Annotated in this window: 30 protein-coding genes and 1 pseudogene; all 31 read left to right on the forward strand. The window is 34.6% G+C overall.

Going from position 1 to position 15,012, the window contains the following annotated elements:
- Positions 1-229, forward strand: a pseudogene (tuf, locus tag KPL50_RS23295) (elongation factor Tu); the annotation flags it as partial.
- A 408-nt stretch (positions 230-637) separates the two neighbouring features.
- The gene (gene rpsJ / locus KPL50_RS23300) at positions 638-946 is read left to right on the forward strand and encodes a 30S ribosomal protein S10 (RefSeq protein ID WP_071614633.1); all 309 of its coding nucleotides are present in this window, start codon (positions 638-640) and stop codon (positions 944-946) included.
- 119 nt (positions 947-1,065) lie between these two features.
- A complete protein-coding gene (gene rplC, locus KPL50_RS23305; protein ID WP_216300927.1) occupies positions 1,066-1,695 on the forward strand; it encodes a 50S ribosomal protein L3 in 630 nt (209 codons plus the stop codon).
- A 24-nt stretch (positions 1,696-1,719) separates the two neighbouring features.
- Complete coding sequence (gene rplD, locus KPL50_RS23310) at positions 1,720-2,340, forward strand: 50S ribosomal protein L4 (RefSeq protein WP_216300928.1); 621 nt, start codon at positions 1,720-1,722, stop codon at positions 2,338-2,340.
- Complete coding sequence (rplW, locus tag KPL50_RS23315) at positions 2,340-2,633, forward strand: 50S ribosomal protein L23 (RefSeq protein ID WP_216300929.1); 294 nt, start codon at positions 2,340-2,342, stop codon at positions 2,631-2,633. The genes rplD and rplW overlap by 1 nt, the downstream gene beginning before the upstream one ends.
- 56 nt (positions 2,634-2,689) lie before the next feature.
- Complete coding sequence (gene rplB, locus KPL50_RS23320) at positions 2,690-3,523, forward strand: 50S ribosomal protein L2 (RefSeq protein WP_216300930.1); 834 nt, start codon at positions 2,690-2,692, stop codon at positions 3,521-3,523.
- Between the two features lie 63 nt (positions 3,524-3,586).
- Entirely contained in the window at positions 3,587-3,868 is a 282-nt protein-coding gene (rpsS, locus tag KPL50_RS23325; RefSeq protein ID WP_125002863.1) for a 30S ribosomal protein S19, read from the forward strand.
- Between the two features lie 22 nt (positions 3,869-3,890).
- Positions 3,891-4,226, forward strand: coding sequence for a 50S ribosomal protein L22 (gene rplV / locus KPL50_RS23330; protein ID WP_216300931.1), 336 nt, complete (start codon positions 3,891-3,893; stop codon positions 4,224-4,226).
- Between the two features lie 16 nt (positions 4,227-4,242).
- Positions 4,243-4,908, forward strand: coding sequence for a 30S ribosomal protein S3 (gene rpsC, locus KPL50_RS23335; protein ID WP_216300932.1), 666 nt, complete (start codon positions 4,243-4,245; stop codon positions 4,906-4,908).
- A gap of 25 nt (positions 4,909-4,933) precedes the next feature.
- Positions 4,934-5,377 carry a 50S ribosomal protein L16 gene (gene rplP, locus KPL50_RS23340; protein ID WP_164946781.1) on the forward strand — a complete coding sequence of 148 codons (444 nt, stop codon included), beginning with the start codon at positions 4,934-4,936 and terminating at the stop codon, positions 5,375-5,377.
- Complete coding sequence (rpmC, locus tag KPL50_RS23345; protein WP_164951487.1) at positions 5,367-5,579, forward strand: 50S ribosomal protein L29; 213 nt, start codon at positions 5,367-5,369, stop codon at positions 5,577-5,579. Before rplP ends, rpmC begins: the two co-directional genes overlap by 11 nt.
- A 21-nt stretch (positions 5,580-5,600) precedes the next feature.
- The gene (gene rpsQ / locus KPL50_RS23350) at positions 5,601-5,855 is read left to right on the forward strand and encodes a 30S ribosomal protein S17 (RefSeq protein ID WP_125002874.1); all 255 of its coding nucleotides are present in this window, start codon (positions 5,601-5,603) and stop codon (positions 5,853-5,855) included.
- A gap of 36 nt (positions 5,856-5,891) precedes the next feature.
- Positions 5,892-6,260: a 50S ribosomal protein L14 gene (rplN, locus tag KPL50_RS23355; protein WP_164959252.1), complete on the forward strand. Its 369-nt coding sequence runs from the start codon at positions 5,892-5,894 to the stop codon at positions 6,258-6,260.
- A 17-nt stretch (positions 6,261-6,277) separates the two neighbouring features.
- On the forward strand, positions 6,278-6,601 hold the full coding sequence (gene rplX, locus KPL50_RS23360) for a 50S ribosomal protein L24 (RefSeq protein ID WP_216300933.1): 324 nt from the start codon (positions 6,278-6,280) through the stop codon (positions 6,599-6,601).
- Between the two features lie 22 nt (positions 6,602-6,623).
- Positions 6,624-7,166, forward strand: coding sequence for a 50S ribosomal protein L5 (gene rplE, locus KPL50_RS23365; protein WP_216300934.1), 543 nt, complete (start codon positions 6,624-6,626; stop codon positions 7,164-7,166).
- Between the two features lie 15 nt (positions 7,167-7,181).
- The gene (locus KPL50_RS23370; RefSeq protein WP_125002882.1) at positions 7,182-7,367 is read left to right on the forward strand and encodes a type Z 30S ribosomal protein S14; all 186 of its coding nucleotides are present in this window, start codon (positions 7,182-7,184) and stop codon (positions 7,365-7,367) included.
- Positions 7,368-7,399: 32 nt separating this feature from the next.
- Entirely contained in the window at positions 7,400-7,798 is a 399-nt protein-coding gene (rpsH, locus tag KPL50_RS23375) for a 30S ribosomal protein S8 (RefSeq protein WP_216300935.1), read from the forward strand.
- Positions 7,799-7,998: 200 nt separating this feature from the next.
- The gene (gene rplF / locus KPL50_RS23380) at positions 7,999-8,538 is read left to right on the forward strand and encodes a 50S ribosomal protein L6 (protein WP_216300936.1); all 540 of its coding nucleotides are present in this window, start codon (positions 7,999-8,001) and stop codon (positions 8,536-8,538) included.
- 20 nt (positions 8,539-8,558) lie between these two features.
- On the forward strand, positions 8,559-8,921 hold the full coding sequence (rplR, locus tag KPL50_RS23385; protein ID WP_216300937.1) for a 50S ribosomal protein L18: 363 nt from the start codon (positions 8,559-8,561) through the stop codon (positions 8,919-8,921).
- A gap of 17 nt (positions 8,922-8,938) precedes the next feature.
- The gene (gene rpsE, locus KPL50_RS23390; RefSeq protein WP_216300938.1) at positions 8,939-9,436 is read left to right on the forward strand and encodes a 30S ribosomal protein S5; all 498 of its coding nucleotides are present in this window, start codon (positions 8,939-8,941) and stop codon (positions 9,434-9,436) included.
- A gap of 12 nt (positions 9,437-9,448) precedes the next feature.
- Positions 9,449-9,628, forward strand: coding sequence for a 50S ribosomal protein L30 (rpmD, locus tag KPL50_RS23395; protein ID WP_216300939.1), 180 nt, complete (start codon positions 9,449-9,451; stop codon positions 9,626-9,628).
- Positions 9,629-9,645: 17 nt separating this feature from the next.
- Positions 9,646-10,086, forward strand: a complete 441-nt coding sequence (gene rplO, locus KPL50_RS23400; RefSeq protein WP_216300940.1) for a 50S ribosomal protein L15 — start codon at positions 9,646-9,648, stop codon at positions 10,084-10,086.
- Positions 10,087-11,367, forward strand: coding sequence for a preprotein translocase subunit SecY (gene secY, locus KPL50_RS23405; protein ID WP_216300941.1), 1,281 nt, complete (start codon positions 10,087-10,089; stop codon positions 11,365-11,367).
- 22 nt (positions 11,368-11,389) lie between these two features.
- Positions 11,390-12,043 carry an adenylate kinase gene (locus tag KPL50_RS23410; protein ID WP_216300942.1) on the forward strand — a complete coding sequence of 218 codons (654 nt, stop codon included), beginning with the start codon at positions 11,390-11,392 and terminating at the stop codon, positions 12,041-12,043.
- Positions 12,040-12,786: a type I methionyl aminopeptidase gene (gene map, locus KPL50_RS23415; protein ID WP_216300943.1), complete on the forward strand. Its 747-nt coding sequence runs from the start codon at positions 12,040-12,042 to the stop codon at positions 12,784-12,786. Before KPL50_RS23410 ends, map begins: the two co-directional genes overlap by 4 nt.
- Before the next feature lie 5 nt (positions 12,787-12,791).
- A complete protein-coding gene (locus KPL50_RS23420) occupies positions 12,792-13,082 on the forward strand; it encodes a KOW domain-containing RNA-binding protein (RefSeq protein ID WP_309245211.1) in 291 nt (96 codons plus the stop codon).
- Positions 13,083-13,089: 7 nt separating this feature from the next.
- On the forward strand, positions 13,090-13,308 hold the full coding sequence (gene infA, locus KPL50_RS23425; protein WP_216157251.1) for a translation initiation factor IF-1: 219 nt from the start codon (positions 13,090-13,092) through the stop codon (positions 13,306-13,308).
- Positions 13,309-13,323: 15 nt separating this feature from the next.
- Positions 13,324-13,437, forward strand: coding sequence for a 50S ribosomal protein L36 (gene rpmJ / locus KPL50_RS23430; protein ID WP_021122033.1), 114 nt, complete (start codon positions 13,324-13,326; stop codon positions 13,435-13,437).
- A gap of 140 nt (positions 13,438-13,577) precedes the next feature.
- Entirely contained in the window at positions 13,578-13,946 is a 369-nt protein-coding gene (gene rpsM, locus KPL50_RS23435; protein WP_216300944.1) for a 30S ribosomal protein S13, read from the forward strand.
- A 15-nt stretch (positions 13,947-13,961) separates the two neighbouring features.
- Positions 13,962-14,354: a 30S ribosomal protein S11 gene (gene rpsK, locus KPL50_RS23440; RefSeq protein ID WP_125002908.1), complete on the forward strand. Its 393-nt coding sequence runs from the start codon at positions 13,962-13,964 to the stop codon at positions 14,352-14,354.
- A gap of 21 nt (positions 14,355-14,375) precedes the next feature.
- A complete protein-coding gene (gene rpsD, locus KPL50_RS23445) occupies positions 14,376-14,996 on the forward strand; it encodes a 30S ribosomal protein S4 (RefSeq protein ID WP_216300945.1) in 621 nt (206 codons plus the stop codon).
- Positions 14,997-15,012: the final 16 nt, after the last annotated feature.

The following is a 15,012-nucleotide window of genomic DNA, read 5'->3' on the forward strand; positions in this document are numbered from 1 at the left end:
ACATACTCCATTCTTCGACGGATATAGACCACAATTTTACTTCAGAACAACTGATGTAACTGGATCAATCAAATTACCAGACGGAATGGAAATGGTAATGCCAGGAGATCACATTGACATGAACGTTGAATTAATCACTCAAGTAGCAATGGATGAAGGATTAAGATTTGCTATAAGAGAAGGCGGAAGAACTGTAGGTTCAGGCGTTGTTACTTCAATAGTTAAATAATAATTTCAAACTATCTATAAACATCAATTGATAAAGAATCATAATAATAAAAGCTTTTATTATTAAGGAGAAGAGGACGCTCTTCTCCTTTTAAATACCCTAAAATACATATAGAATTATAAGTAGAAATCACCAATGTAAAAATTATAAAATAATAGTGAAAAAATACTTGTCAAAGCAATTAATATGTTGTATACTTTAGAGGTTGTATTGTGGTAACAGCGATGAGGTAAGAGGTTGCCGGACTTCCGGGTTATTCTTCACCGAGCATGTCCTGATCTTGAATCGGGCGACGGGGTTCCTGCGATTGTTCCATGCATTTATTGCATGCAACACCCGGAACAGTTTACAGAACATCCGCTGTTGCACGTAAGAAGTAGAGCGTGCGATGAAAAGGAGGGAATATTAATGATTAAACAAAAAATTAGAATCAGATTAAAGGCTTTTGATCACAACATATTAGATCAATCAGCTGAGAAAATTGTTCAGACAGCTAAAAGTACAGGAGCTAAAGTAGCTGGTCCAGTACCACTACCTACAGAAAAAGATGTCATTACAGTATTAAGAGCTCCACACAAATACAAAGATTCAAGAGAGCAATTTGAAATAAGAACTCATAAAAGACTAATAGACATAATTAGTCCATCACCTAAGACTGTTGATGCTCTAATGAGACTCGACTTACCAGCTGGTGTTGATATCGAAATAAAACTATAAGCGTACATACAAGTGCGATAAGCGTATAAGGGTAGTTAACTATACGCAAGTAATAGATAACTATTACTAACTATTATGATCACTATTGTGGTCCGCTAATAAGTAGGAGGTGTATTTTCATGAAAAAAGCAATAATGGGTAAAAAACTTGGTATGACTCAAATATTTGATGAGAATAGAAGAGTTGTTCCAGTAACAGTTGTTGAAGCAGGTCCATGTGTTGTTATTCAAATCAAAACTATCGAAAATGATGGTTATAATGCAATTAAAGTTGGTTTTGGAGACATAAGAGAAAAATTAGTTAACAAACCAATGCAAGGACAATTTGCTAAAGCAGGAACATCTTTAAAAAGATTCGTAAAAGAATTTAGAATGGAAGATACAAGTGCTTATGAAGTAGGTCAAGAATTTAAAGCAGATATATTTGCTGCTGGAGATAAAATTGACGTATCAGGAATTTCTAAAGGAAAAGGATTCCAAGGTGTAATTAAGAGATGGAATGCAAGCAGAGGACCAATGAGTCACGGTTCTAAGTTCCATAGAGCAGTTGGATCAATGGGAGCATCTTCCGATCCATCAAAGACATTTAAAAACAAACATATGCCAGGACACATGGGTAATGTTAATACAACAGTAATAAACCTTGAAATAGTTAAAGTAATGCCTGAAAAGAACATTATATTAATTAAAGGTGGAATACCAGGTCCAAACAAAGGCACAGTTGTAATAAGAAATGCTGTTAAAGCGTAACTTTAAAAGAAAGGAGGATGCAGAATGCTTACATTAGATATATTTAATAAACAAGCACAAAAAGTTGGAGATATAGAGTTAAATGAAAATATCTTCGGAGTTGAAGTCAACACATATGCTATGCACCAAGTTGTAGTAGCACAACTCGCAAACAAAAGACAAGGAACACAATCAGCTAAAACAAGAGCTGAAGTTCGAGGCGGTGGAATTAAGCCTTGGAGACAAAAGGGAACTGGTAGAGCAAGACAAGGTTCTATTAGAGCGCCACAATGGATACATGGTGGTATAGTATTTGCTCCAAAGCCAAGAGATTATCGTATGTCAGTACCTAAGTCAATGAGAAGAGTTGCTTTCAAATCAGCTTTATCAGCTAAGGTAGCAGAAAATGAAATGATAGTTATAGATAGTTTAGAATTTGATTCACCAAAAACTAAAGCAATGATAGAGGTTTTAAGCGCTTTTGGAGCTAAAAAAACACTAATAGTTGTTGAAAAATCAAATGAAAATGTCTATAAATCAACAAGAAACATACCTGGAGTGCAAGTATCCCCAGTAAATAACTTGAATGTTTATGACATATTAAAGTATGAAAAATTCATAATTACAAAGGATGCTGTATCTAAAATTGAGGAGGTGTATATATAATGAAGTTAACTAGCCATGATATTATAAGAAAACCGATAATTACTGAAAAAAGTATGGCTGTAATGGCTGATAAAAAATACACCTTCGTAGTTGACATTCATGCCAATAAAACTCAAGTTAAAAAAGCAGTAGAAGAAGTATTTGGAGTCAAAGTTGAAAACGTAAGAACTCTTAGAAACATGGGTAAAACTAAGAGAGTTGGAGTTCACGTTGGAAAAAGAGCTGACTTTAAAAAAGCTATTGTTACTTTAACAACAGAAAGCAAGACAATTGAGTTTTTTGATGGAATGTAATTATTAAGCAGGTATTGGCAGAGGCCAGATAAGCGAAGAAAAAGGAGGGAAATCAAATGGCGATTAAGAAATTTAGACCAACCACACCTTCAAGAAGAAATATGACTATGTCTGATTTTGCAGAAATAACTACAGATAAGCCACTAAAATCACTTCTTGTAAGCACAAAAAGGTCAGGTGGTAGAAATAACCAAGGTAAGATAACTGTTCGTCACCGTGGTGGTGGAGCAAAACAAGCATACAGACTAATAGATTTCAAAAGAACTAAAGATGGTATTCCAGCAAAAGTTTCTACAATTGAGTATGATCCAAATAGATCTGCTTACATAGCTCTTGTTGTATATGCTGATGGTGAAAAAAGATACATAATTGCTCCAGTAGGATTAAAAGTTGGAGATGTAATTGTATCAGGTGCTGATGCTGATATAAAAGTTGGGAATACACTTCCAATAAGTAATATACCATTAGGATCTACAATTCATAATATAGAACTACAGGTTGGAAAAGGTGCTCAGCTTGTAAGATCTGCAGGTTCTTCTGCACAGCTTATGGCTAAAGAAGGAGAATATGCTACAGTAAAACTTCCAAGTGGAGAAGTAAGATATATTAGATTAAACTGTAGAGCTACTATAGGAACAGTTTCTAATGTAACTCATGATATTGTTAACATAGGTAAAGCAGGAAGAAAAAGACATCTAGGTTTCAGACCTACAGTCAGAGGATCAGTAATGAATCCTAACGATCATCCACATGGTGGTGGAGAAGGTAAATCACCAGTAGGTCACGCTAGTCCGATGACTCCTTGGGGTAAACCGGCACTGGGATATAAAACTAGAAAAACTAAAAAATACTCTGACAAGTTTATTGTTAAGGGAAAAAATAAGAAATAGTTTGGGGAGAATTTTATTTCTCTTCGAATCTATGGTTAAGTTTTATGAAGGGAGGCCACAAAGGTGAGTAGATCAGTTAAAAAAGGACCATTTATACAAGAAATTTTGCTTAGCAGAATAAACGAAATGAACAAGACTGGCGAGAAAAAGGTAATTAAGACTTGGTCAAGAGCTTCTACTATTTTTCCACAAATGATAGGTCATACTATCGCTGTACATGATGGAAGAAAGCATGTACCAGTTTATGTTTTAGAAGATATGGTAGGACATAAATTAGGAGAATTCGCTCTAACTAGAACGTTCAAAGGACACATTGATAAGGAAAAAACAAGCAGAGTAAGATAGTGTCGGAAGGAGGAAACAATCAATGGAGGCTAAAGCTATAGCTAAATATGTGAGAACATCCTCAATGAAAATCGGGATTGTTCTTGATTTAATAAGAGGTAAAAATGTAAATGAAGCTTTTGCTATATTACAATACACTTCCAAAAATGCAGCTGAAGTAGTAACTAAAGTACTTAAATCAGCTGTAGCAAATGCAGAAAATAATTTAAACTTAGATGTTAGTAGATTATATGTTAATAATGCCTATGCATGTCAAGGTCCAACACTTAAGAGATTTAGACCGCGTGCACAAGGAAGAGCTTATAGAATAAGAAAAAGATCTAGCCATGTAACTATAACAGTTACAGAAAGATTATAAGAAGGAGGGATATAACTTGGGACAAAAAGTAAATCCACACGGCTTTAGAGTTGGTGTAATAAAAGATTGGAATTCTAAATGGTACGCAGATAAAAAGAATTTTGCAGATAATCTTGTAGAAGATTTTAAGATTAGAGAATTCTTGAAAAGCAAACTCTATACAGCTGGAATTTCTAAAATCGAAATCGAAAGAGCTGCTAAAAGAGTTAAGATAAATATACACACTGCTAAACCAGGAATGGTTATTGGTAGAGGTGGTTCTGGAATTGAAGTTATAAAGCAAGACATGAAAAAAATTGTAACAGATAAAAATGTTTTAATTAACATAGTAGAAGTAAAACAAGCAGAAAACAATGCTCAATTAATGGCAGAAAGTGTTGCTTCTCAATTAGAAAAGAGAATTTCTTTTAGAAGGGCAATGAAACAAACAATCCAAAGAGCTATGAGAACTGGCGTAAAGGGAGTTAAAACTGCATGTGCAGGAAGACTTGGTGGAGCTGAAATAGCTAGAACAGAGCACTATCATGAAGGTACAATTCCATGCCAAACATTGAGAGCTGATATAGATTACGGATTTGCAGAAGCAAATACTGTATATGGAAAAATCGGAGTAAAAGTTTGGGTGTATAGAGGTGAGGTTCTTCCTACAAAGAAAATCGTTAAGGAAGAAGTAAACGCGTAGAAGTGTAAGGAAGGAGGAATAAAACATGTTAATGCCTAAGAGAACTAAACATCGTAAGGTTCATCGCGGTAAAATGCGAGGAAAGGCTACAAGAGGAAACTTTATTGCATACGGTGATTATGCATTGCAAGCTACAGAATGTGGTTGGGTTAAAAGTAACCAAATAGAATCTGCCAGAGTTGCTATCAATAGATATGTAAAAAGAGGAGGTCAGGTTTGGATTAAAATCTTCCCTGACAAGCCAGTAACTGAAAAACCAGCTGAAACTCGTATGGGTTCCGGTAAAGGATCAGTAGAATATTGGGTAGCAGTTGTTAAGCCAGGCAGAGTATTATTTGAAATTGCAGGAGTAACAGAAGAAGCAGCTAGAGAAGCGATGAGACTTGCTTCACACAAACTTCCAATTAAAACTAAGTTTGTATCTAGAAAAGATTTTGAGGAAATGGGTGGTGAACTCAATGAAGGCTAATGAATTAAATGAATTAAGACAAAGTAATCCTCAAGATTTGCAAGTAAAAATGTCTGATTTAAAGGCAGAATTGTTTAACCTTAGATTTCAGTTAGCTACTGGCCAACTAGAAAATCCTATGAGAATCAAACAGGTTAAAAAATCTATAGCCCAAATTAAGACCATCCTTAGACAGGAAGAAATAAGGTCTTTAGAACAGTAAAACTGAAAGGAGGTTGCTCTTGTGGAAAGAAATAACAGAAAAACAAGAATCGGTAGAGTAGTTTCTGATAAAATGGATAAGACAATAGTTGTTGCAATTGAAACAAAAGTTCGTCATCCATTATACGGAAAAATAATTAACAAAACAACAAAATTTAAAGCTCATGATGAAAATAATGAAGCTCAAATTAACGATAAAGTTTCAATTATGGAAACTAGACCATTATCCAAGGATAAAAGATGGAGAATTACTGGGATAGTTGAAAAAGCTAAATAGTATTTCAGTTTAAGAACTGAAAGGAGGGTATTTGATATGATACAACAGCAAACTAGATTGAAAGTTGCAGATAATTCTGGTGCAAAGGAAATAATGTGTATTAGAGTATTAGGTGGTTCCAAAAGAAAATGGGGAAACATCAGTGACACAATAGTTGCCAGCGTAAAAAGTGCAACACCAGGTGGAGTTGTTAAAAAAGGTGAAGTAGTTAAGGCAGTTATAGTTAGATCAGCAAAAGGTGTAAGAAGAGCAGACGGAACATACGTTAAATTTGATGATAATGCAGCTGTTATTATAAAAGATGACAAGACTCCAAAAGGTACTCGTATATTCGGACCTGTTGCAAGAGAGTTAAGAGATAAGGACTTCAGTAAGATCTTATCACTAGCGCCTGAAGTTCTATAAGATAGGAGGTGTCTAATATGGCAGTTAAAAAAATGCACGTAAGAAAAAAGGATTCAGTAATGGTTATTTCAGGTAAAGACAAAGGCAAAATAAGCGAAGTCTTAGCTGTATATCCTAAAACTGGAAAAGTTTTAGTGAAAGATGTTAGTGTAGTTACAAAACATCAAAAGCCTAGCAAACAAAACATGCAAGGTGGAATAGTTCACAGAGAAGCGGCTATAAATTCTTCTAAAGTTATGCTATATTGCACAAAATGCAAAAATGTAACAAGAATAAATAGCAAAATTCTAGATGATGGAACTAAGGTTAGAGTTTGCAAGAAGTGTGGAGAAACATTTTAATTTCTGAAAGGAGGTTTAACATATGAGTTCAAGGCTACAAGAAAAATACGAAAACGAAGTAGTTCAAGCTTTAATGGAAAAATTCGGGTATAAAAACGTAATGGAAGTACCAAAACTTGAAAAGATAGTTTTAAATATGGGAGTCGGAGAAGCAAAAGATAATTCTAAAGTTTTAGATGCAGCTGTTAGTGATATGCAACTTATAGCAGGTCAAAAGCCAGTTATAACAAGAGCAAAGAAATCAATAGCTAATTTTAAACTAAGAGAAAACATGCCAATTGGCTGTAAGGTTACATTAAGAAAAACTCAAATGTTCGAATTTGCTGACAAATTAATGAACGTTGCATTACCTAGAGTTAGAGATTTTAGAGGAGCTTCTTCTAAAGCATTTGACGGAAGAGGTAATTATGCTATAGGTGTTAAAGAACAACTTATATTCCCTGAAATAGACTATGATAAAATTGATAAGATAAGAGGAATGGATATAATATTCGTTACTACTGCAAAGACAGACGAGGAAGCAAGAGAGCTATTAAGATTCCTTGGAATGCCATTTGCTCAATAATAAGGAGGGAAACATATGGCACGTAAGGCATTAATAGAAAAGTGGAAAAAAGAACCTAAATTTTCAACTAGAGCTTATACAAGATGTAGACTTTGTGGGAGACCGCATTCTGTATTACAAAAATTTGGTATATGCCGTATCTGTTTTAGAGAACTTGCACACAAGGGAGAAATTCCTGGTTGCAGAAAAGCAAGTTGGTAATTAGAACATTCTAATGAAAGGAGGCACGAAAAATGGTTATGACTGACCCAATCGCAGATTTGCTAACACGTATAAGAAACGCAAATGTTGTAAGACATGAAATAGTAGAAGTACCTTCATCAACTATAAAGAAGGAAATTGCAAATATAATGCTTCAAGAAGGATATCTTAAAAACATTGAAGAATATAATGATGGCGTTGTTCCAATGATGAGACTTGCAATGAAATATGGTCAAAACAAGGAAAGAGTTATCACTGGTCTTAAGAGAATATCTAAGCCAGGACTTAGAGTATATTCTAAAAATGAGGATATTCCAAAAGTATTGAACGGACTCGGAGTGGCTATAATATCTACTTCAAAAGGTTTAGTAGCAGATAAAGATGCTAGAAAATTAGGACTAGGCGGAGAAGTTATTTGTTACATTTGGTAATAGAATAATTCTACGACATAACGAAATTGATTTGTTATGTACATAGTAATGATATATAATTTAGCGAAAACCAAAAAAAAGTTGTGCTCAATGTAAATTTGAGAATAAACAATTGTAAATTGGTTAGTACTTAAAAAGAATATAAAGGCATAGCAATTAATAATTGTTAAGTGTCTAAAAACAATACAGGAGGTGTAAGTATGTCAAGAATCGGAAGACTTCCAGTAGCTATACCAAGTGGAGTAACTGTTACAGTTTCAGCAACTAATGTTGTAAATGTAAAAGGACCAAAAGGTGAGTTAACTCAAAACATGAGTACTAAAATGAATATAGCTATAGAAGACAATACTTTGGTAGTTACAAGACCAAGCGATGTAAAAGAGCATAGAGCTCTTCATGGACTTACAAGATCATTAATTAATAATATGGTTATTGGAGTTACAGAAGGATACCAGAAAACACTTGAATTAGTTGGTGTTGGTTACAGAGCTCAATTAAAAGGAGCTAAAATAACATTAAATCTTGGATATTCACATCCAGTTGAAATAGATGCAGTTGCAGGAATCCAATTTGAAATACCTGATCCTAACAAAATAATAGTAAAAGGTATCGATAAGCAATTAGTTGGAGCTGTTTCAGCAGAGATAAGAACTTGGAGAAAACCAGAACCTTACAAAGGCAAAGGAATTAGATATTCTGATGAAGTTGTTAGACGTAAGGAAGGTAAAACAGGTAAATAAAGTAGGAAGGAGTGAATGATTTGTTCAAGAAAGAAGATAGACAAAAGTCAAGAGTTAAGCGTCATCTTAGAGTTCGTAAAAAGATTTCTGGTACAGCACAAAGACCAAGACTCGCTGTATATAGAAGTGAAAAGAACATATATGCTCAAGTAATAGATGATGTTGCACAAATCACATTAGTTTCTGCTTCAAGTGTAGATAAAGCTTTCGAGCTTAAAATAGGAAGCAATAAAGAAGCAGCAAAACTAGTTGGAAAAATGATTGCTGAAAGAGCACTTGAAAAAGGAATAGAAGAAGTAGTATTCGACAGAGGTGGATATGTATACCACGGTAGAGTACAAAACCTAGCTGAAGGCGCAAGAGAAGCTGGACTTAAATTCTAAGAAAAGGAGGGAAACACATGAAGATAGATCCTAGCACATTAGATCTTAAAGAAAAAGTAGTTAATATAAACAGAGTTGCTAAGGTTGTTAAAGGTGGAAGAAACTTCAGATTCAGCGCATTAGTTGTTGTTGGAGACGAAAACGGACACGTTGGCGTTGGAATGGGTAAATCTGTAGAAATTCCAGAAGCAATTAGAAAAGGAATAGAAGATGCTAAGAAAAATTTAGTAACAGTAGCTATGGTTGGAACAACAATTCCTCATACTATTGATGGTAAGTTTGGTACTTCAGTTGTACACATAATGCCTGGTGCAGAAGGTACAGGAGTTCTAGCTGGTGGTCCAGTTAGAGCGGTTCTAGAATTATCAGGATTAAAAGATGTCAGAGCTAAATCTTTAGGCTCTAGTAATGCAAGAAATGTGGTTAATGCTACTATTGATGGTTTAGCTAGATTAAGAACAGTAGAAGATGTAGCTAAATTAAGAGGCAAAACTGTAGAAGAAATATTAAGATAGGAGGGGAAAACCTTGGCTAAAGTAAAACTAACATTGGTTAAGAGCTTAATAGGTAGAAAAAGAGAACATATTGCTACTTGTAATTCTCTAGGATTAAGAAAAATAAGAAAAAGTGTTGAGCACGAGGAAACTCCTCAAATCAGAGGTATGATTAATAAAGTTATATATCTAATAAAAGTAGAAGAAGTTTAAAACGAGGAGGTGTTTACATGAAACTTCAAGATTTAAGACCTGCAGAAGGTTCAAAAAAATCTCGTAAAAGACTTGGTAGAGGTACTGCTACAGGCTGGGGTAAAACTGCGGGAAGAGGTCAAGACGGACAAAACTCTAGATCAGGTGGAGGAACAAGACCAGGATTTGAAGGTGGTCAGATGCCTTTATACAGGAGATTACCTAAAAGAGGATTCACTAATATTTTTGCAAAAGAATATGCTTGTATAAACGTAGATAGACTTAACATTTTCGAAGATGGTACAGAAATCACACCAGAATTGCTATTAGAGAGAAGAGTAATAAGAAAAGTATATGATGGAGTTAAGATACTTGGAAATGGTAACTTAGAAAAGAATTTAACTGTAAGTGCAACAAAATTCTCTAAAGCAGCAGCTGAGAAAATTGAGGCAGCTGGAGGAAAAGTTGAGGTGATATAAATGTTATCAACCCTACGTAATGCCTGGAAAATCCCGGATTTAAGAAAACGCATGATGTTCACACTACTTATGGTTGCAATTATTAGGATGGGTATTTTCATTCCTGTTCCTGGTGTAGATGCTAGCAAACTTTTAGACTTAACTGCTAATGGAGGCACATTATTTAGTTTTTATGAAATGCTTTCAGGTGGAGCATTTAGTAAGTTTAGTATCTTTGCTATGGGTGTTGGTCCATACATAAATGCATCAATCATAATGCAATTACTTGTAATAGCGATTCCTTACTTAGAGCAACTTTCTAAAGAGGGTCTCGAAGGACGCAAGAAGATACAGGATTATACGAGATATGCATCAATAGTACTTGGTGCGCTACAAGCCTTTGGTATGTATGCAATTATTTCAGGTACTGGAGCATTCTCAAATAATTCTAGTTTAGCCATATTTTTAGTCATACTAACGATGACAACTGCATCAACATTTTTGGTGTGGATAGGGGAACAAATCACTGGTAAAGGTATCGGAAATGGTATTTCATTAATAATATTTATTAATATTATATCAGGGTTACCTTCAACAGCGTATAAAATTGCTGGACTCCAGACGGCAGGAACTGTAAATTTTGTAGAGGTTATAATGTTTATCGCAATATCTGTAGCATTATTAGTAGCAGTGGTAATAGCAAGTTTAGGTGAAAGAAGAATTCCTGTTCAATATGCTGGAAAATCAGTTGGAAACAAAACCTTCAAAGGACAATCAACACATATTCCTATCAATGTAAATGGATCTGGAGTTATCGGTATAATTTTTGCAATGTCAGTAATGACATTTCCAGAAACAATAGCACAACTTAAACCGACATCTTCAATTGCAAAATTCATTACAGGAAGTCCTTGGAGCATTTTTGAAAGGAACAGTCTGAAATACGCCGTGGTATATTTTGTGTTAATAGTATTCTTTACATGGTTTTATACTCAGGTAACATTTAAACCAGATGAAATGGCTGAAAATATGCATAAATCATCAGGCTTTATACCAGGTATCAGACCAGGTGGAAATACAGCAACTTATATCGATATGGTGTTGACTAAGGTTTCAATACTTGGAGGAACTTTTGCGGCTGTTATAGCAATATTCCCTATTATCATAGAGGGATATACACACTTTAAGGGAGTATACTTTGGTGGGACAATGTTACTAATCATGGTAAATGTTGCTCTTGAGACGTTAAGACAACTTGAATCACAATTAGTAATGAGACATTACCAAGGATTCCTTAGATAAAATATTACCAGGAGATGATACTATGAGAATAATCTTGTTAGGTCCTCCGGGAGCCGGAAAAGGAACGCAAGCAAAATCCATAAGCAATAAATTCTCCATACCACATGTATCAACAGGGGACATATTCAGAAAGAATATTTCAGAAAAAACCCCTCTTGGAATCGAAGCTAAGAAACATATTGATAAGGGACACTTAGTTCCTGATGGATTGACTATAGATATAATTGTGGATAGGTTAGATAATGAGGATTGCACAAATGGATTTTTATTAGATGGATATCCTAGAACTGTTAATCAAGCTGAAGCCTTAGAAACTATATTAGAAGAAAAAGGTAATCGTCTTGATACTGCATTATTAATAAAGGTTCCTAGAGAATTTATTCTCAATCGAATGACTGGTAGAAGGGTTTGTCTTAACTGTGGCGCGAGCTATCATATTACATTTAATCCGCCGGAGACGGACGGAAAATGTAATCTATGTGGATCATCTCTTGTACAAAGAGCTGATGACAGTGAAGAAACCGTTAGTGAACGTTTAGACATCTATGATGCACAAACGCAGCCACTTATAAAGTATTATGGTGACAAAAACTTATTATCAGTAGTTGATGGAACACAAGCAATTAATAGTGTATTTGAAAGTATCTGTAGTATCTTAGGAGAGATAGAAAAGTGATAAACATAAAAAGTGATATGGAAATTCAATATATGAGAAGTGCAGGTAAAGTGGTTGCTGAAGCCCTTGCATTAATTGAAGAAGTAATAAAACCGGGAATAACCACTGCAGAAATAGATAAATTAGCTGAAGAGTTCATAATAAAACAGGGTGCTAAACCATCTTTTAAAGGTTATTGTGGATTTCCAGCTTCCATATGTACATCTGTTAATGATGAAGTGGTTCATGGAATTCCAACTAATAGGATTTTGCTTGAGGGAGATATAATTAGCATAGATTGTGGTGCCATATTAAATGGCTATCATGGAGATGCTGCTAGAACTTTTCCAGTAGGAAAAGTATCTAATGAAGCTACAATGCTCATAGAGATTACTAAAAACAGTTTTTTCAAGGGCATTGAAAAGGCTATAATCGGCAATAGATTATCAGATATATCTGCTGCAATTCAGTGTTATGCTGAGGAGCATGGATACTCTGTGGTTAGGGATTTTGTAGGTCATGGAATTGGCACATCAATGCATGAAGATCCAGAGGTTCCTAATTATGGTACTCCAGGTAGAGGTCCTAAATTAGTTCATGGTATGGTACTTGCAATTGAACCTATGATAAATATAGGAAAGCATTATGTCAAAGTAAAGGCTAATAGATGGACGGTAGTAACAAAAGATGGCAGTTTATCTGCACATTATGAAAACACTGTTGCTATCCTGAAAAGTGGTCCTGAAATATTAACTTTGAACTAATAGAGGTGAATGGTTTGGACGAAAATACCCTTTTAGGTAAGGTTGTAAATTCTAAAGCGGGAAGAGATATGCACAGAAAATTTATTGTGGTAGGTATACTAAATAGTGAATATGTGTATATCGCTGATGGAGATTTAAGAAAGATTGAAAAACCTAAAAAAAAGAAGGTTAGACATCTAGATCTTACTAACACAGTAGCTGAGGAAGTTAAAGATTTAATTTTATCTGAAAAAGAGGTTACTAATTCTAAAATTAAAATATTTTTGCAGTTTGCAGATATTCGTAAGGAGGTTTGATTACCTTATGTCAAAAGATGATATAATTGAAATGCAAGGTGTGGTATTAGAAACTTTGCCCAATGCAATATTTCAAGTTGAGCTTGAAAGTGGGCATAAAGTATTAGCTCATATTTCGGGAAAGCTAAGAATGAATTTTATAAGAATACTACCAGGCGATAAGGTTACAGTAGAACTTTCTCCATATGATCTCACTCGTGGGAGAATAACTTGGAGAGATAAGTAATAAGGAGGGTTAGCTATGAAAGTAAGGCCATCAGTTAAACCTATGTGTGAAAAATGTAAGGTTATTAAACGAAAAGGAAGAGTAATGGTTATCTGTGAAAATCCTAAGCATAAACAAAAACAGGGTTAATAAGTTTTATTTACAAATGGGTTTAGTTAAGTATTAAATGTAAAAATTAATATATTTATAATAAATCACATTAAGTCGTTTTATAGCTTGCAAATGTGATAAAATGTTAACAACAAGTATCTAGGAGGTGTAAACAGTAAATGGCAAGAATAGCAGGTATTGACCTACCAAGAGAAAAAAGGGTTGAAATAGGCCTAACATATATATTTGGTATTGGATTACCAAAGTCACAAGGAATTCTTAAAGCAACAGGAGTAAATCCTGACACAAGGGTTAAGGATTTAACTGAAGAAGAAGTTAATGAATTGAGAACATACATCACCAAGAACTTTATAATTGAAGGTGACTTGAGAAGAAAAGTTGCATTAGATATTAAAAGATTAATGGAAGTTGGATGTTATAGAGGAATAAGACATAGAAGAGGTCTTCCAGTAAGAGGACAAAAAACTAAAACTAATGCAAGAACAAGAAAAGGCCCTAAGAAAACAATGGCGGGCAAAAAGAAATAGTAAGGAGGGAATGTAATGGCTCAAAAAGTTAAAAGAAGTAGAAGAAAAAAAGAGAAAAAAAATATTGAGCACGGTTGTGCTCACATAAAGTCTACTTTTAATAATTCCATCGTTACACTTACAGATGCAGCTGGAAATGCTTTATCTTGGTCTAGTGCAGGTGGATTAGGTTTTAGAGGATCAAGAAAGAGTACTCCTTTTGCAGCTCAAATGGCAGCAGAAGCTGCTACAAAAGCAGCAATGGAGCACGGATTAAAGAGTGTTGACGTATTTGTTAAAGGACCTGGAGCAGGTAGAGAAGCGGCAATTAGATCACTTCAAGCGGCTGGATTAGAAATTACATTAATCAAAGACGTTACTCCAATTCCACATAACGGATGTAGACCACCAAAAAGAAGAAGAGTATAGTAAACAGGAGGTGTAATTTGAATGGCAAGATATACTGGAGCTACTTGTAGGCTTTGCAGAAGAGAAGGTATGAAGCTAAACCTTAAGGGTGATAGATGCTTCACGGATAAATGTGCATTTTCAAGAAGAGGCTATGCACCGGGACAACACGGACAAAGCAAGAAAAAAATGTCTAACTATGGATTACAATTAAGAGAAAAACAAAAGGCTAAAAGAATTTATGGAATACTTGAAAGCCAATTTAGAAGATACTACGATAAGGCTGACAAGTTAAGAGGAATAACAGGTGAGAACCTATTAAGACTTCTAGAAGTGAGACTTGATAACGTAGTATACAGATTAGGATACGGAAATTCAAGACAAGAAGCTAGGCAACTAGTAACTCACGGACATTTCTTAGTTGACGGTAAAAAGGTAGATATTCCTTCTTACAGTTTAGTAGCAAATCAAGTGGTATCTGCATGTCCAAAAAGCAGAGCTACTGAGAAGTTTAAGGTTTTCGCTGAAAATCCTAAAACTATGCCAAATTGGTTAGAGTCTAACTTAGAGAAATTCGAAGGAAAAGTTATTTCACTACCAACTAGGGAAGATATAGATGTTCCTGTTAACGAGACGCTAATCGTCGAGTTATACAGCAAATAGTCATTAGTATAGAATC

The sequence above is a fragment of the Clostridium sp. CF012 genome (assembly GCF_018861755.1).
In the GTDB taxonomy this organism is placed as follows: domain Bacteria; phylum Bacillota; class Clostridia; order Clostridiales; family Clostridiaceae; genus Clostridium_AD.

Coding starts and splice junctions, on each gene's coding strand:
- rpsJ (WP_071614633.1), top strand. CDS start 638: ATGATTAAACAAAAAATTAGAATCAGATTAAAGGCTTTTGATCACAAC.
- rplC (WP_216300927.1), top strand. CDS start 1,066: ATGAAAAAAGCAATAATGGGTAAAAAACTTGGTATGACTCAAATATTT.
- rplD (WP_216300928.1), top strand. CDS start 1,720: ATGCTTACATTAGATATATTTAATAAACAAGCACAAAAAGTTGGAGAT.
- rplW (WP_216300929.1), top strand. CDS start 2,340: ATGAAGTTAACTAGCCATGATATTATAAGAAAACCGATAATTACTGAA.
- rplB (WP_216300930.1), top strand. CDS start 2,690: ATGGCGATTAAGAAATTTAGACCAACCACACCTTCAAGAAGAAATATG.
- rplV (WP_216300931.1), top strand. CDS start 3,891: ATGGAGGCTAAAGCTATAGCTAAATATGTGAGAACATCCTCAATGAAA.
- rplP (WP_164946781.1), top strand. CDS start 4,934: ATGTTAATGCCTAAGAGAACTAAACATCGTAAGGTTCATCGCGGTAAA.
- rpmC (WP_164951487.1), top strand. CDS start 5,367: ATGAAGGCTAATGAATTAAATGAATTAAGACAAAGTAATCCTCAAGAT.
- rplN (WP_164959252.1), top strand. CDS start 5,892: ATGATACAACAGCAAACTAGATTGAAAGTTGCAGATAATTCTGGTGCA.
- rplX (WP_216300933.1), top strand. CDS start 6,278: ATGGCAGTTAAAAAAATGCACGTAAGAAAAAAGGATTCAGTAATGGTT.
- rplE (WP_216300934.1), top strand. CDS start 6,624: ATGAGTTCAAGGCTACAAGAAAAATACGAAAACGAAGTAGTTCAAGCT.
- KPL50_RS23370 (WP_125002882.1), top strand. CDS start 7,182: ATGGCACGTAAGGCATTAATAGAAAAGTGGAAAAAAGAACCTAAATTT.
- rpsH (WP_216300935.1), top strand. CDS start 7,400: ATGGTTATGACTGACCCAATCGCAGATTTGCTAACACGTATAAGAAAC.
- rplF (WP_216300936.1), top strand. CDS start 7,999: ATGTCAAGAATCGGAAGACTTCCAGTAGCTATACCAAGTGGAGTAACT.
- rpsE (WP_216300938.1), top strand. CDS start 8,939: ATGAAGATAGATCCTAGCACATTAGATCTTAAAGAAAAAGTAGTTAAT.
- rplO (WP_216300940.1), top strand. CDS start 9,646: ATGAAACTTCAAGATTTAAGACCTGCAGAAGGTTCAAAAAAATCTCGT.
- secY (WP_216300941.1), top strand. CDS start 10,087: ATGTTATCAACCCTACGTAATGCCTGGAAAATCCCGGATTTAAGAAAA.
- KPL50_RS23410 (WP_216300942.1), top strand. CDS start 11,390: ATGAGAATAATCTTGTTAGGTCCTCCGGGAGCCGGAAAAGGAACGCAA.
- infA (WP_216157251.1), top strand. CDS start 13,090: ATGTCAAAAGATGATATAATTGAAATGCAAGGTGTGGTATTAGAAACT.
- rpmJ (WP_021122033.1), top strand. CDS start 13,324: ATGAAAGTAAGGCCATCAGTTAAACCTATGTGTGAAAAATGTAAGGTT.
- rpsM (WP_216300944.1), top strand. CDS start 13,578: ATGGCAAGAATAGCAGGTATTGACCTACCAAGAGAAAAAAGGGTTGAA.
- rpsK (WP_125002908.1), top strand. CDS start 13,962: ATGGCTCAAAAAGTTAAAAGAAGTAGAAGAAAAAAAGAGAAAAAAAAT.
- rpsD (WP_216300945.1), top strand. CDS start 14,376: ATGGCAAGATATACTGGAGCTACTTGTAGGCTTTGCAGAAGAGAAGGT.